Source organism: Kribbella shirazensis, from assembly GCF_011761605.1.
Lineage (GTDB): Bacteria > Actinomycetota > Actinomycetes > Propionibacteriales > Kribbellaceae > Kribbella > Kribbella shirazensis.
The window spans coordinates 2,878,616-2,892,268 of record NZ_JAASRO010000001.1 but is presented as its reverse complement, the minus strand read 5'-3'; the positions used below and the strand labels follow the sequence as shown (position 1 = coordinate 2,892,268).

Annotated in this window: 15 protein-coding genes; 6 read left to right on the top strand and 9 right to left on the bottom strand. The window is 69.6% G+C overall.

What is annotated here, in order from left to right; translation table 11 throughout:
* Positions 1-7 precede the first annotated feature (7 nt).
* Positions 8-2,698, bottom strand: a complete 2,691-nt coding sequence (locus tag BJY22_RS14315; RefSeq protein WP_167207007.1) for a helix-turn-helix transcriptional regulator — start codon at positions 2,696-2,698, stop codon at positions 8-10.
* A gap of 93 nt (positions 2,699-2,791) precedes the next feature.
* On the opposite strand from BJY22_RS14315, the gene BJY22_RS14310 reads away from it, so the two are divergent.
* From BJY22_RS14310 to BJY22_RS14300, 3 genes are read left to right on the top strand one after another with little or no spacing between them, the layout of a single operon-like run.
* Complete coding sequence (locus BJY22_RS14310) at positions 2,792-3,856, top strand: class I SAM-dependent methyltransferase (protein WP_167207005.1); 1,065 nt, start codon at positions 2,792-2,794, stop codon at positions 3,854-3,856.
* 33 nt (positions 3,857-3,889) lie between these two features.
* Complete coding sequence (locus tag BJY22_RS14305; RefSeq protein ID WP_167207003.1) at positions 3,890-4,207, top strand: metalloregulator ArsR/SmtB family transcription factor; 318 nt, start codon at positions 3,890-3,892, stop codon at positions 4,205-4,207.
* Positions 4,197-4,616, top strand: coding sequence for an SRPBCC family protein (locus BJY22_RS14300; RefSeq protein ID WP_167207002.1), 420 nt, complete (start codon positions 4,197-4,199; stop codon positions 4,614-4,616). Before BJY22_RS14305 ends, BJY22_RS14300 begins: the two co-directional genes overlap by 11 nt.
* Before the next feature lie 50 nt (positions 4,617-4,666).
* Here the strand turns inward: BJY22_RS14300 and BJY22_RS14295 are convergent, their stop codons facing one another.
* From BJY22_RS14295 to BJY22_RS14285, 3 genes are all read right to left on the bottom strand, one after another.
* A complete protein-coding gene (locus tag BJY22_RS14295) occupies positions 4,667-5,761 on the bottom strand; it encodes a TIGR03364 family FAD-dependent oxidoreductase (RefSeq protein ID WP_167207000.1) in 1,095 nt (364 codons plus the stop codon).
* A gap of 261 nt (positions 5,762-6,022) precedes the next feature.
* Complete coding sequence (locus BJY22_RS14290; protein ID WP_167206998.1) at positions 6,023-6,724, bottom strand: UTRA domain-containing protein; 702 nt, start codon at positions 6,722-6,724, stop codon at positions 6,023-6,025.
* 127 nt (positions 6,725-6,851) lie between these two features.
* On the bottom strand, positions 6,852-7,028 hold the full coding sequence (locus BJY22_RS14285) for a DUF5302 domain-containing protein (RefSeq protein WP_167206996.1): 177 nt from the start codon (positions 7,026-7,028) through the stop codon (positions 6,852-6,854).
* Positions 7,029-7,176: 148 nt separating this feature from the next.
* On the opposite strand from BJY22_RS14285, the gene BJY22_RS14280 reads away from it, so the two are divergent.
* Positions 7,177-7,827: a LysE family translocator gene (locus tag BJY22_RS14280; RefSeq protein ID WP_202891110.1), complete on the top strand. Its 651-nt coding sequence runs from the start codon at positions 7,177-7,179 to the stop codon at positions 7,825-7,827.
* 118 nt (positions 7,828-7,945) lie between these two features.
* Positions 7,946-8,833: an aminoglycoside phosphotransferase family protein gene (locus BJY22_RS14275; RefSeq protein WP_167218230.1), complete on the top strand. Its 888-nt coding sequence runs from the start codon at positions 7,946-7,948 to the stop codon at positions 8,831-8,833.
* A 55-nt stretch (positions 8,834-8,888) separates the two neighbouring features.
* On the opposite strand, the gene BJY22_RS14270 is transcribed toward BJY22_RS14275, so the two are convergent.
* From BJY22_RS14270 to BJY22_RS14260, 3 genes are read right to left on the bottom strand one after another with little or no spacing between them, the layout of a single operon-like run.
* Entirely contained in the window at positions 8,889-9,674 is a 786-nt protein-coding gene (locus BJY22_RS14270) for an ABC transporter permease (protein WP_337758664.1), read from the bottom strand.
* Positions 9,671-10,438: an ABC-2 family transporter protein gene (locus tag BJY22_RS14265; protein WP_167206994.1), complete on the bottom strand. Its 768-nt coding sequence runs from the start codon at positions 10,436-10,438 to the stop codon at positions 9,671-9,673. Before BJY22_RS14265 ends, BJY22_RS14270 begins: the two co-directional genes overlap by 4 nt.
* Positions 10,435-11,403: an ABC transporter ATP-binding protein gene (locus BJY22_RS14260; RefSeq protein ID WP_167206992.1), complete on the bottom strand. Its 969-nt coding sequence runs from the start codon at positions 11,401-11,403 to the stop codon at positions 10,435-10,437. The genes BJY22_RS14265 and BJY22_RS14260 overlap by 4 nt, the downstream gene beginning before the upstream one ends.
* A gap of 62 nt (positions 11,404-11,465) precedes the next feature.
* Between BJY22_RS14260 and BJY22_RS14255 the strand changes: the two genes are divergently transcribed.
* The gene (locus BJY22_RS14255) at positions 11,466-12,443 is read left to right on the top strand and encodes a helix-turn-helix transcriptional regulator (protein ID WP_167206990.1); all 978 of its coding nucleotides are present in this window, start codon (positions 11,466-11,468) and stop codon (positions 12,441-12,443) included.
* Here BJY22_RS14255 and BJY22_RS14250 read toward each other — a convergent pair.
* Both BJY22_RS14250 and BJY22_RS14245 read right to left on the bottom strand, forming a co-directional pair.
* Entirely contained in the window at positions 12,430-12,936 is a 507-nt protein-coding gene (locus BJY22_RS14250) for a hypothetical protein (RefSeq protein WP_167206988.1), read from the bottom strand. The genes BJY22_RS14255 and BJY22_RS14250 overlap by 14 nt on opposite strands.
* Positions 12,933-13,586 carry a TetR/AcrR family transcriptional regulator gene (locus BJY22_RS14245; RefSeq protein WP_167206986.1) on the bottom strand — a complete coding sequence of 218 codons (654 nt, stop codon included), beginning with the start codon at positions 13,584-13,586 and terminating at the stop codon, positions 12,933-12,935. Before BJY22_RS14245 ends, BJY22_RS14250 begins: the two co-directional genes overlap by 4 nt.
* Between the last annotated feature and the right edge of the window lie 67 nt (positions 13,587-13,653).

The following is a 13,653-nucleotide window of genomic DNA, read 5'->3' as shown; positions in this document are numbered from 1 at the left end:
AGCCAGCCTACGTGCGACCTAGGTGATCGATCAGTTCGCTGCGGGAGTGGATGCCGAGCTTCGCGTAGACCTTGCGCAGGTGGTACTCGACCGTCTTCGGGCTGAGGAAGAGACGGGCAGCGGCCTCCCGGATGCTGTTCCCGTCCGCCAGCAGTACTGCGATCTGTCGCTCCTGTGGCGTCAGCTCGTCCGCTGTACTCGGCACGCGACGCCGTGCGGTCTCCCCCGTCGCCTTCAACTCAGCCGCCGCCTGATCGGCCCACCTAGGCGCACCGAGCGCATCGAATCCCTCCACAGCGAGCCGGAGCTGCGTCCGCGCGTCCACACGCCGCCGTGCCCGTCGCAGCCACGCGCCGTACGCCAACCGGGTCCTGGCCAGTTCGAACGCATCCAGCGTCTCCTGATGCCAGCCGAGCGCCAGAACGAAGTCAGCCTCGCTGTCGCCGGCCACACCACGCGTCCGCGCCGCGCGCGCCAGTGACCACGGCTGGCCTTTCGCCTCGGCCAACGCGGTGTGCTCGCGCATCACCCGTTGCGCCTCGTCCATCCGGCCCAGCCGCAGGTACACCTCGACCAGCTCCGGCGCAGGCGACAGGTCCGGGTCCTTCAGCCCGTACTCCGCCAGTACGTCGACCAACCGTTCGTACTGCGGGAGCGCCGCCGCCGGATCGCCACGCCCCAGTTCCAGGTCGCCGAGTGCGAACAAGGACCACACCGTGCCGAGATGGATCTCGTGCTCCGCACAGATCCGCAGACACTCCACAGCCAGCTCCTGACACTCGGCCCTGCCCTGGTGGGACAGCAACCACGCCAGTCCGGCCAGGTTCATCGCCAGTTCAGTCGTTTGACCGGTTTCCCGCGACAACCGGATTCCCTCGTCGTACGACGCCTCCGCATCCGCCCAACGATCCGTTGTCGCATCGTCGCGCGCCAGCACGAACAGCAGGCCCGGCAACGTCCCGAGGGCGACCTGCTCGCGTCGCTCCAGCATGGCCTGCTGCAGGAGCGCCCGGCCGGTGCCGGTTTCTCTGAGGAACAACGCGGCCAGCACCATCCACACCTGGCGACGACGGTCGCGGTCCAGCTCGTCGGACGGCGCCAGCGCGATCGCCGCACGGATCTGATCCGTCCCACCGCTCCCGGCGAGCACCTTCGCGACACCACTCGCCAGCATGCCGATGATGCGCGGACCGGGCCGATCGACGGCGGGCAACAGACTGTCGAGCTGGTAGGCCACCTCGAGTCCGGCCGTGGCGTCGCACAACCGGAAGCAGGCCCCGACCGCATCGGCCAGCAGTCCGGTCGCGATCGCTGGGTCCGTCGACTCCGCAGCGGCCGCGACCAGGATGTCGCGGGCCCGGCGGGGCGACCCGCACTTCACCTCGATGTCGCCACGAACAGCCTGCGCGCGGATCCGCACCGGCAACGGCGGCCGCAGGATCAGGGCGTCGCCCAGCAGCAGCTCCGCCCGCTCTGCCATTCCCGCCGACCAGGCCGCCTCACCAGCCGCGACCAACCTGACCGCGCGGTCCGGGAGTTCCTTGCTCAACCGTCCCGCGCGTTCGTACGCCGTCGCCGCGACCGCATGCGCGCCCCGAGCGGCGGCATGCTCGGCCGCGTCGTCCAGTCCTGCCGCAACCTCGTCGTCAGCGCCGAGGACGGCCTCGGACAGGTGCCAGGCGCGTCGGTCCCGGTCCGGTGTGGACAGTGCCACCGCGCGATGCGCAGTACGCCGTTCTGCGGGGTCGGCGCTGGTGTAGATCGCCGAGCGGACCAGCGGATGCCGCCACTGCACTTCGCCGTCGCGAAGGAAGACCAGACCGGCGGCCTCTGCCTCCTCCAGCGCGGCAACGTCGACTCCTAGCTCCGTGCATACCCGGGACACCGCGGCAAGCTCACAGTTGTCCAGGGCGGCGACAAGCAGTGCTGTGCGTGCGTCGGCGCTCAGCCGGTTTGCCCTGCTGGCAAAGGCTTCTGCGAGCATCGCGGGTACCGGGAACGGTACGCCCGGCGGCATCCGCTGCAAGCGGTCCGGATCATCGGCGAGCTCCAGCAGCGCGAGCGGGTTCCCGGCGACGGTCTGGTGGAGTCGCTCGACCAGCTCGCTCGGCAGGTGCTGCACGATCTGCCTCGCAGCCTCCAGCGGGATGCCCTGCAGCTGGAGCCGGGGGAGGTCGGCCTCGAACGGATGCGGTTCCTGACTGCGGGCCGCGATCACCATGGCGATCGGATCGGCCACAAGGCGTCGCGCAGCGAACAGCAGGGCTTCCGCGGACGGACGATCCAGCAGATGCGCGTCGTCGATGAGCAGTGCGAGCGGCGTGCTCTCGGCGTACCGGCAGAGCAGGCTGAGGGTTGCTGCGCCGACGGCGAAGCGGTCCGCCGGGCTGCCGGGATCGGGTCCGAGCGCCAACGCGGAGGACAGGGCTGACCGCTGCGGTCCGGGGATGCGATCCAGGCCGGCCAGCGCGGGACGCAGGAGCTGCAGGAGTCCCGCGAAGGGCAGCTCACGTTCGGCCTCGGTCCCGCGTGCTCGCAGGATCTGCAGCCCACCGGCCAGGGCTGCCGCTTCGTCCAGCAGGGCGGTTTTGCCGATGCCAGGTTCGCCGGTGACGAGCAGTACGCCTGCGGCTCCGACCCGCGCCCCCGCGACCAGCTGCTCGATCACCCGGCGCTCCGCGTCCCGCCCGATGAGCATGTCTCGCAGTGTGCACCAGGTCCCCCACCTGATGCGATGGCCCGGCCGCGCTACCTAGGTTCGCCGTACCAACAACAGAGGGGGAGAAAGCGCATGACTGTTGCAATCGACGTCGACAAGCTGATGGGCCTGGTCTACAAGGCGGTCGACGAGGTGGGGGCGACGCTGAACGCGGCGCTGGTCGTGATGGGCGACCGGCTCGGGTACTACAAGGCACTCGCCGGCAACGGCCCGACGACGCCGGCCGAGCTCGCCGAGCTGACCAGCACCGACGAGCACTACACGAGGGAGTGGCTGAACGCCCAGGCCGCGGGCGGGTTCGTCGAGTACGACGCGAGCACCGCGCGCTACACGCTGCCTCCGGAGCAGACGGTGGCGCTGACCGATCCGACCAGCCCGGCCTACCTGCCCGGCTTCTTCCAGATCGCGCTCGGCACGGTGCATCACACCACGGAGACCATCGAGGCCGCGCGCAGCGGTGCCGGGGTCGGGTGGCACGAGCACACGTCCGACGTGCACGTCGGCTGCGAGCGGTTCTTCCGGCCGTCGTACAACGCGAACCTGCTGCCCAGCTGGCTGCCCGCGCTCGAGGGCGTGGTGGAGAAGCTGGAGCGCGGCGCGACGGTCGCCGACATCGGCTGCGGGCACGGGGCGTCGACGATCCTGATGGCCGGGGCGTTCCCGCGGTCGACGTTCGTCGGCTCGGACTACCACCAGGCGTCGATCGAGACCGCCCGGCTGCGGGCCGCGGAGGCGGGGGTGGCCGACCGGACGTCCTTCGAGGTGGCGGCGGCCGACCGGTTCAGCGGGTCCGGTTTCGACCTCGTGACGACGTTCGACGCCCTGCACGACATGGGCGATCCGGTCGGCGCGGCCCGGCACGTACGGGAAGCGCTCGCGCCGGACGGCACCTGGCTGCTGGTCGAGCCGATGGCCGGCGACCACGTCGAGGACAACCTCAACCCGGTCGGCCGTGCGTACTACGGCTTCTCCACGCTGCTGTGCACGCCGGCCTCGCTGTCCCAGCCGGTCGGTCTCGCCCTCGGCACCCAGGCCGGTCCGGCGCGGATCCAGGACGTCACCAAGGCGGCCGGGTTCACCCGGTTCCGCAAGGTCGCGGAGACGCCGTTCAACCTGGTGTTCGAGGTCCGCCCTTGACAGAACAGTTCACCAACTGGTGAAGTGTCGCGTGTGCTGAGTACGACCTTCGGAGCGCTCGCGGACCCGACTCGGCTGGCCGTTGTGGGCCGGCTGAGCCGGGGCGACGCGACCATGGGCGAGCTGGCCGAGCCGCACCGGATCACACCCCCGGCGATGACCAAGCACGTCGGCGTGCTGGTCGACGCCGGGCTGGTGAGCCGGCGGCGGGTCGGCCGGACCGTGGTGTGCTCGCTGCGGCCGGAGTCGTTCGCGGAGGTGGAGCAGTGGCTCGGGGACCTCACGGCGTACTGGAACAGCACCGTTGACCGGTTGGAAGAACTCCTGCGAGGGGACGGCGATGGACACTGAGATCCGGATCGAAAGGGTGCTTCCGGCAACGATCGACCGCGTGTACGACGCCTGGACGCGTGCCGACCTGCTGGCCCAGTGGTACTGCCCGAACCCGCAGCTGGCGTTGAAGGTCGACGCCGACGTCCGGGCCGGCGGCTCGTACGTCGTGGAGATGGGGCCGCACGTCGTGCGCGGTACGTACCTCGAGGTGGAGCCGCCGCACCGCCTGGTGTTCAGCTGGAAGTGGGACGGATCGGACGACGAGCCGACCCGCGTCAAGGTCGAGCTGTCCGAGGTCCCCGACGGCACCCGCATGCTGCTCAGCCACACCGGATTCGCCAACGCCGAGGAGACCGCGAACCACCGGACCGGCTGGGACCCGGAGCTGGACCGGCTGGCGGACCTGCTCGCACCCGTCGCGCGATAGTCACCGCTCGACGGCCCAGCCGGCCGAGGGCACCGGTCAGGTCGGCAGGATCATCCGTCGATCCCGTCGAAGGATGCCTCGGCGATCGCCGGGGCCATGGTCATCCCGCGACCACCGGGGCCAGTGACCAGGTGCACGCCGTCGGCAACCTTCCGCCGTACGACGACCTCGTCGCCGGTCGCCTGCGAGTACACGCCGGCCCAGCGCCGGACGATCGTGGGCAGCGGGCGGCCGAGGATCGCCTCGACGGTGTCCTGCAGGTAGTCGTACGGATCGCTCTGGACGTCGAATCCGAACGGCTCGGCGTATTCATGGGTGTCGCCAATGGTCAGCCCGCCGTGCGTCCTCTGCACCATCAGCAGCTGCATCTTGTGGTCCTCGGCGACCGGAGCCTGCGGCGGCAGATCATCCACGGCAGTCCCTCGGTACGCCGGGTAGTAGCGAAAACTGTCCCCGTCGGCGACCGCCGTGGTGAGAGTGTCGTCGAGCGGCGCGGTCTGCATCATCTGCAGGCGGACCCGGCGTACCGGAAGATCGTCGGTCAGTTCGCGGACCAGGCCACTGTGCCAGGCCCCCGTACAGAGGAAGACCAGATCGCCTGCATGCTGGGCACCGTGGTCGTCGACGACCCGCCCGGTCCGCACGTTGCGCACTTCCCGTCCGCCGAGGAACTGGTAGCGGTTCGACTTCGCCAGCTCGGTCCGGAGCGCGGGCAGCACCTCGCGAGGCTCCACGATCGCGTCCCGGCTACACCACAACGCACCCAGCAGGTCGCCCCGCACCGCGGGGTTGCGCTCACGGGTCTGCTCCGGGTCGAGCACCTCGAATCCACGGGCCGCCGCGTCGGGTCGCGCCGCGGCCTCCTTCGCGACCGCCAACTCGGCCTGCGACCGGCAGACGGTCAGCGAACCAGCCGTCCGTACGCCGACCCCGGGCGTCTCGGCCCACAGGTCCCGGGCCCGCTGCGCCAGCGCGACCTCGGCGCCGTCGGCCCGGCCGCTGACCCAGACCAGGCCGAAGTTCCGGACGCTCGCACCGCGCGCCTCGGGCTCGCGTTCGAGGTGCAGCACCTCGTGCCCACGCCGTACCGCTTCCCAGGCATGGAACGTGCCCAGCACGCCGCCGCCGACCACAACCACCCGCATACCCACTCCTCTCGTCCTACCCAAGATTGGTCCGGACCAATGAAGGTACAGTGCGGGGCGACCGACCGGCAGGTGAACCGCCGGCGAACAGTGGGGCCGATCTCCAGGCCATCACAACGCTGCCCGCGCGACGGCACCCCGCGACAGGCGCCGGGGATCCGGCGATTGTGATGGCCTGGGGATCCGCAGCGGTCAGACTGCGCAGCGTTACGCGGAGGTCGGGGCGCAGGGTGGCGCGGAGGTTAGGAGGCGGCGCGGAGGTCAGGGGCGCAGGGTGGCGCGGAAGCCGACGCGGTCGCCGCGGTAGAGGGAGCGCACGACCTCGATCGGGTCGCCGGCGGAGTCGCGGCTGTTGCGGTGCAGGAGGAGCATCGGCAGCGACTGGGTCGCCTTCAGCAGTTCGGCCTCTCGCGGGGTCGCGATCACGGTCTCGACCAGTTCCTCACCCTCGCCGAACTGCACGCCGAGCTGATCGGTCAGGCACCGGTACAGGGAGCCGGCCGGCTCCAGCACGTCCCGCAGCGTCGGGAAGCGCGCGACGGAGAGGTACGTCGTCTCGAGCCCGATCGGCTGCCCGTCGGCGAACAGCACCCGCTCGAGCCGGTGCACCGGCTCCCCCTCGGCGATCTTCAACTGCTCCGCCAAGTCGGCGTCGGCGGCGATCTCGTCGAACGCCACCACCTCACGTCCCGGCGTGTGCCCCTGCGCCCGCAGCGCCTCGGTGTAGCTCACCAGCGCCAGCGGCTGCACGAGCTTCGGCGTGGCGACGAACGTCCCCTGCCCCTGCCGGGCGCGCAGGCGGCCGTCGGCGATCAACTCGTGGATCGCCTGCCGCATGGTCCACCGCGAGACCCCGAACTCCTTCGCCAGCACCCGCTCCGGCGGCAACGCGGCCCCCTCCCCCAGGCGTTCCACCACTTCCACCAGCCGGGTCTTCACCACGAAATGCAGCGGCTCGCTCACCCGATCGACAATAGTCGAGCAGAGGTGCCGCTGAGCCGGGACGAAGGGGACAACTGGCCCGCGGCAAAAGTCGAGCCCCGGGCGGCAACCCGGGGCTCATGCGGATGGATGGACAGTTTGGCGGAACTCAGCTGCCGGACTTGCGCCGGAACTGGCGCTTCTGCTTGTCGTTGTGCGCTTCGCCGACACCCTGGCCCCGGACCCCGCTACCAGGGTGCGAGTGGTTGCCGGCGTTCTTCTTCTCCAGCGCTTCCCGAAACTTCTTCTGCAGATCGTCCGCCGGCTTGCTGGCCTTGTCGCTCATACCGTCTCCTTCACAAACCGTAGGCGTACGCCCCCACGCTAACCGACGGTGAGCACCGGCCGCGACCGGAATACCAGCTCGCGGATATCCGGGCAGCGGCAAGAGCAGCGCTGTTAGGTTCGCCGTACCGCCGAGGGAGGGACAAGGAATGCTGGTCAGCAGCGAGGCACTGCTCGGGATCGCCCTGGTCGAGTTGGGCCTGGTGATCGTGCCGGGACCGAACATGATCTACCTGATCTCCCGTTCGATCGCCCAGGGCCGCCGCGCCGGCCTGATCTCGCTGGCCGGCGTCGGGATCGGCTTCCTCATCTACTTGCTCGCGGCAAGCGCCGGTCTCGCGACCCTGTTCGCGCTGGTCCCGGAGATCTACGTGGCGCTGAAGCTGGCCGGTGCGGCGTACCTGCTCTGGCTCGCGTGGAACGCGTTCCGCCCCGGCGGTACGTCGGTCTTCGCCACCCAGGAACTGGCGCCGGACCGCCCGCGCAAACTGTTCGGCATGGGCCTGCTCACCTGCCTGCTGAACCCGAAGATCGCGATTCTCTACATCTCCCTGCTGCCCCAGTTCCTGGATCCGTCCCGCGGGCATGTCGGCCTGCAGAGCCTGATCCTCGGACTCTGCCAGCTCGTCGTCGGTGTGGCGATGAACGCCGTCTTCGTGATCACCGCCGGCTCGGTCGCGGTGTTCCTGTCCCGGCGCCCGACCTGGATGCGCATCCACCGCTACCTCACCGGCACCGCGCTCGCGGTCTTCGCGATCCGCCTCGCCACCGACCGCGCCCGCCCGCTGCCGACCCACTGAAACCGTCCGACCTGCTCGTTACCTTTGCGCGGGCTGAACGATTTCGTTGCCTGGACCCTCCAGTTCTCGTCTAAATCGTGTGCGGCCTCCCCGCGCCTCCCGGATACTGCTGGGCGTGATGCACGAGGGGCAACTCGAGATGACCGTTGAGCTGGTCGAACGGCTCGTGAAGGAGCAGTTCCCGGAGTGGAGCGGGCTCGCGATCCGCACCGTACCGTCGCACGGAACCGTCAACGCGGTGTTCCGGATCGGTGACGAGCTGACCGCGCGATTCCCGATCCAGCCCGGTGATGCGGCGACGGTGCGGCAGGAGCTCGAGGACGAGGCGGATGCGGCGCGGCGGTTGCACGCGATGTCGCCGTACCCGACGCCGCGGCCGGTCGCGATCGGCGCACCGGCCGCCGGGTATCCGCTGCCCTGGGCGGTGCAGACCTGGGTGGACGGGACGATCGCGTACGACGCCGACGTCGCCGGGTCTTCCGCCTTCGCCGAGGATCTCGCGCGCTTCGTGCTCGCGTTGCGGGCACAGCCGACCGGCGGGCGGGTGTTCACGGGTCCGTGGCGCGGTGGGGTGCTGACCTCGCAGGACGAGTGGGTCGCGGACTGTTTGGAGCGCAGCCGCGGGATGATCGACGTGGACGGCCTCGCTCGGTTGTGGGCCGACCTGCGCACGACGCCGCGCACCGAGCCGGACGCCTGGACGCATCGCGACCTGATGCCAGGCAACCTGCTGGCCCAGGACGGCCGACTGGCCGGCGTGATCGACGTGGGCATGTTCACGGTGTCGGACCCCGCGATGGATCTGCAGCCCGCCTGGAACCTCCTCGACCCGACCGCGCGCGCCGCGTTCCGGGCCGCACTGGGCAGCGACGACGCCGAATGGCGCCGCGGCATGGGCTGGTCGTTCGCCCAGGCCATCGGCTGCCTCTGGTACTACGTCGAGACCAATCCGGTCATGTCCCGCACCGCCCACCACACCCTGACCGCCCTACTCGAAGCCGCCTAGCCATTTCCCCCTGTGCCGCGCACCCACGTCCGCCCGGCGACCGGATTTGCATGCCTCATGAGGTCGCTCCGGTGTACCGCCGCAGACCCGCCCGCCAGGCGAGAGCTGCGAGCGCGGCCGCGCCGCCCGCCGCCGCGATCCCCGCGACCAGCACGCCGAACTGCGGTCCTCGCAGCAGCGCGGTCGACGGGACGCTCGCGATCAGGGCCATCGGGAAGACGTAGGTGAGGAGGATGCGAAGGGGCCGCGCGAAGACGTCGGTCGGATAGCGCCCGAACTGCCAGGCCGAATGGTAGAAGACGTCCAACTGCAGCTTCGGCGCCCAGAACGCCAAGCACGCCAGCAACACGCTCAACGCCCACGTCACCACGATCCCCGCGACGACCAGCACCAACCAGCTGACCGCTCCGCCCGCACTCGGCCCCCGATCCGCCGCCGCGATCCCCCATCCCAGTACGCCGGCCCCGAGCACGAACTGGATCAACTGCAGCGGAGACGACAGCGACAGACTGGACAGGAACAAACTCGGTGCCGGCTGCAACAAATAGCCGTCCAGCTTCCCGTTCCGGATCCCCGTCTCGGGGAACCAGGACAGATTCGGATCGATGAACGTCGTCCGCAGTCCGGTGATGAGCTGATACGTGCCGATCAGTATGAGGAACTCCGCCTTCGACCAGCCCGCCAACGTGTCGGCCCGGGTGAAGACGATCAGCACGGCCGCGACCGCCGTACCCAGGCCGGTGAACGCCAGCAGCACGTCGAAGACCAGGTTGACGCGGAACGCCACACTCCGGCGCAGTGACATCGAGAACCCCGCGGCCAGCAGACGAAGGAGCTTCACGATCCCACCGCCGTGTAGCGACGGACGCCGGCTCTCCACAGGACCGCGACCGTGCCCGCCAGGACCGCCACCCACACCAGTTGGTAGCCGAGCGACCCGCCGGATCGGGTTCCGGTGGCGATCTCGGCCGGCAGACCGATCATCCCGTAGAACGGCAGGATCTCCGCGATCCGGCGCCAGGTGTCCGGCAGCAGTCCGATCGGTGCCGCCGTACCGCCGAAGAGGAAGATCAGCTGGCTCCCGAATCCCACCACGGCATGCACGCGATCGGTCCAGAACGCCGTCAGCGACAGCAGGAAAGTCCACAGGAAAACGAGCACGGCGGCCAGCAGGAGGTACGGCGTGCTCCGCAGCACCGCCCACCCGTCGAACCCGATCTGCCGCGCGATCGCCGTGAGCAGCACGATCGGCGCACCGAGCAGGGTGAGCCAGCCGCGGATCGCGAGGTTCATCCCGATCACGCCGACCACCACCGGTTGCGGGCGGAGCAGCTCATGGCTCAGCGTCCCGTTGTAGATCCGCTCGGAAAACGTGTGCTGCTCGAACGACTCGGTCATCAGCGTCACGAGCACGACCGCGACGTAGTACCGCCCGATCCCCGGATCGTCCGGATACACCGCCGACCACACGAACAACCCGATCAGCGGCGCCACCACCGCCTGCACCACGAGTGTCAGCAGGAACCACCACGCGCCGGACCACTCCAGCACCTCCTGACGGATCCGGAAACCCAGCAGTACTGCGGTTCTCGAAAGGGTTGTCACCGCAACCCCTCCCGGTACGCCTGGTCGATGACCTTCTCCAGCGGCGGCTCCTCCACTGCGAGGTCCACGACCTCCAGCGCCTGCAGCAGTCGCGCCGTCGTACCGGCGACCTCGTCCCGCGGCACCCGCAGTACCCACCGGCCGTCTGCCTTCTCGACCACCTCCCCGAACGCCGAGGGATCCTCCTGTGCGGAGATCCGGATCAGCTTGTACGGCGACAACCGTGCGGACAGCTCCGCCAGCGGGCCGTCGTACTGGACCTTGCCCTTGTCGATCAGGATCAGCCGCGGACACAGGGACGCGACGTCGGCCATGTAGTGGCTGGTCAGCAGCACGGTCGCGCCGGTCTGCTCGACGTACTCGGCGACGAACTCCCGTATCTGGCTCGCGGCGCTGACGTCCAGCCCGATCGTCGGCTCGTCCAGGAACAGCACCTCGGGGCGGTAGATCAGCGCCATCGCGAGTCCGACCCGCATCCGCTCGCCCAGGCTGAGCGCGCGGAGCTGACGCTCGATCAGCGGGTCGAGGTCGAGGAGCGCCTCGAGTTCGGCGAGGGTACGGCGGAACGTGGCGCGCGGGACGTCGTACAGCAGCCGCTGGTACTCGAGTGAGTCCATCACGGTCAGCTCCTGTGAGCCGCCGACCGGTTGGCTGCCGCGGACGAACGCGATCCGTTTCAGGTACGTCGAGCGGCGCTGCCACGGGACCGCGCCGAGTACGCGCACGTTGCCGCCGGTGGGGTGCAGGATCCCGGACAGGATCTTCATCGTCGTGGTCTTGCCGGCGCCGTTCGGGCCGATGAAGCCGGCCACCTCACCCGGGACGATCGTGAACGACACCTGGTCGAGGGCCTGGACGTTCTTGTACTCGCGGCGTACCAGCGAGCCGAACGCGGCGCGCAGGCCACCCTTGCGGACCGGGGCCCGGTAGGACATAGAGAGGTTCTCCACCTCGACAGCACTCATGCGCCCGACCGTAGGAGGAAAAGACGCCAGTGCCTGGCTTGTTTTCCTGAGATAGTCGGACCATGCGCGCCGAACGGCTGCTCCGGCTGCTCCTCCACCTGCAGACCCGCGGGCAGTCGACGGTCGCCCAGCTCGCCGACGCACTGGAGGTCTCGCCGCGGACGATCCAGCGGGACCTGGACTCGCTGAGCCTCGCCGGCGTCCCGGTCTACTCGATCCGGGGCCGCGGTGGCGGGTGGACGATGCTGCCCGACTATCGCAGCCGGCTGACCGGACTCACGCCGTCGGAGGTCATGTCGGTGTTCGTCGGCGCGACCGCACACGTCCTCGCGGACCTCGGGCTGGACGCGTCCAGCGAACTCGCCGTCACGAAGCTGATCGCGTCATTGCCGGAAGGCACCCGCCGTGAGGCCGAGTACGCGCGCCAACGCCTACTGATCGACCACGCCGGCTGGGACGACCGCCGCGAGACCCCACGCTGGCTGGACCTCTGCCGCCAAGCTGTCTGGGAGGAACGCACGCTGGAGATCGTGTACGGCGACCTTCCCGACCCCGGAGCCCCGCCGGACCGGCCGACCCCGTTTCCCGTCGAGCCGCTCGGCCTGGTCGCCAAGACCCGGACCTGGTACCTCGTAGCCGCCCGCACCGACGGCCGCCTCCGCACCTACCGCCTGTCCCGCCTGACGTCAGCAGCCCTCACCGACCGGCCCTTCGCGAGACCCGTCGACTTCGACCTGGCCGCCTACTGGGCCCAGTCCCAACAGGAGTTCCAGGCCTCCCGCCCGTCCTACCCCATCACGCTGAAGGTCCGCGACCACGCCGTACGCCGTTTCCGCCCCACCACCCCGATCCTGCCGGCCGACGACGGCTGGTGGATCCTCCACACCGACCTCGAAAACCCGCACGAAGCCTGTGCCGCCGTCCTGGCCCAAGCAGGCAACGCCCAGGTCGTGGCTCCCCCAGAACTCATCGGGATGGTCCACGAAGCCGCAACGCAGATCGCGGCCGCCAGCCTGACAGGTACCGTCAGGCCCTCTTGACCTTGGTCCGGCGACCCGAGACCGCATCGGGGGCCGCAACGATTTCGCGTGCCTCGCGGGCGGACATCGTCACCGGATTGGACGACTCGAAGCCGGCCTCGGTCCACCGGCGGTTCCAGCGGCTCATCATCAGGCCGTGGGTTCCACCGGAAGCGATCAAGGCGACGATGAACACGATCACTCCGGGCAGCACGAGGTAGCCCCCCGCATCCACCCCGAGCCAGCTCAGGACGGTGCCGACGACGAGACCGCCAACTCCCACCATGCTGAGGAAGAGGAGCACACTGACGAACCCGCCGAAGAACTTGGTGTCGCGAGCGAGGCGATCATCCAAGGCATACCGATCCGACAGCTCCAGTCGCCGACTCGTGGTGTAGCTCCCGTACAGCTGCTGGTGCGGCTGGTCGCCCTTCGACCGTTGCCTGATCACCGTTCCGTCCGCCGCGATGTGCCACTGAACGGTCCAGGGCTTGCTGCCCTTCTTCGAGCTCATTGCCGGGGTCCGTCCGTTCCTTCCGGTTCGGGGCTGAGCAGGCCACCCAGGACGAGGTCGGTCATCAGGTCGTGATCGTCCGCGTCATCCGGTCTTCCCATCAGCCGGGCGAGGGGTGGCTGACTGTACAAGCTCGAGGGCGCAGTGGTCAGGAAGTAGAACAGGTACCACGGCATGGGCCGGAGCCTGCCGTCGGCGATCAGCCGGTCGAACAGCGACTTGATCGCTTCGTTCACCGGGGCCATCAGCTCGTGGAGGTACGCCAGCCTCGGGGACTCCACGCGCGCCTCCTGATCGACGAGCCGGGCGAAGTGGGCAGACTCCGCCGCCGCGCGGTGCAGCGCCCGGACCGAGGCGACGAGGCGCTCGAGGTCGTCCCTGCCGTCGTCGGCGAGCTCCGCGGCGACCTCCGGAGCGGCCTGGTCCATGGCGTAGCCCACGACGGCCTTCCAGAGGGCCTCCTTGGATCCGTACCGATCCGAGATGAACGTGTGCCCCATGCCCAGCTCGACGCTGAGCCGCCGAACCGATACCGCCTCGTACCCCTGATCGGCGAAGGCCTCCAGAGCGCGCTGGAGAACCTCCTGGGGTGGCAGTACCACTTCGTCCGCGGCCGGCCGGCCGGGGCGGCGGCGTGACGACTGTGTCATGAAACTCCTCAGAGCCCGCAGCGAGGCTTGACAGATAATCCGGCAGGTGTCTGATTATAGTGGGGCA

What these genes read in the sequence shown, in the direction of transcription:
- BJY22_RS14260 (WP_167206992.1), bottom strand. Translation starts at nt 11,403, where the DNA reads ATGAGTGCTGTCGAGGTGGAGAACCTCTCTATGTCCTACCGGGCCCCG.
- BJY22_RS14245 (WP_167206986.1), bottom strand. Translation starts at nt 13,586, where the DNA reads ATGACACAGTCGTCACGCCGCCGCCCCGGCCGGCCGGCCGCGGACGAA.
- BJY22_RS14315 (WP_167207007.1), bottom strand. Translation starts at nt 2,698, where the DNA reads ATGCTCATCGGGCGGGACGCGGAGCGCCGGGTGATCGAGCAGCTGGTC.
- BJY22_RS14285 (WP_167206996.1), bottom strand. Translation starts at nt 7,028, where the DNA reads ATGAGCGACAAGGCCAGCAAGCCGGCGGACGATCTGCAGAAGAAGTTT.
- BJY22_RS14295 (WP_167207000.1), bottom strand. Translation starts at nt 5,761, where the DNA reads ATGCGGGTGGTTGTGGTCGGCGGCGGCGTGCTGGGCACGTTCCATGCC.
- BJY22_RS14275 (WP_167218230.1), top strand. Translation starts at nt 7,946, where the DNA reads ATGCACGAGGGGCAACTCGAGATGACCGTTGAGCTGGTCGAACGGCTC.
- BJY22_RS14250 (WP_167206988.1), bottom strand. Translation starts at nt 12,936, where the DNA reads ATGAGCTCGAAGAAGGGCAGCAAGCCCTGGACCGTTCAGTGGCACATC.
- BJY22_RS14300 (WP_167207002.1), top strand. Translation starts at nt 4,197, where the DNA reads ATGGACACTGAGATCCGGATCGAAAGGGTGCTTCCGGCAACGATCGAC.
- BJY22_RS14255 (WP_167206990.1), top strand. Translation starts at nt 11,466, where the DNA reads ATGCGCGCCGAACGGCTGCTCCGGCTGCTCCTCCACCTGCAGACCCGC.
- BJY22_RS14280 (WP_202891110.1), top strand. Translation starts at nt 7,177, where the DNA reads ATGCTGGTCAGCAGCGAGGCACTGCTCGGGATCGCCCTGGTCGAGTTG.
- BJY22_RS14310 (WP_167207005.1), top strand. Translation starts at nt 2,792, where the DNA reads ATGACTGTTGCAATCGACGTCGACAAGCTGATGGGCCTGGTCTACAAG.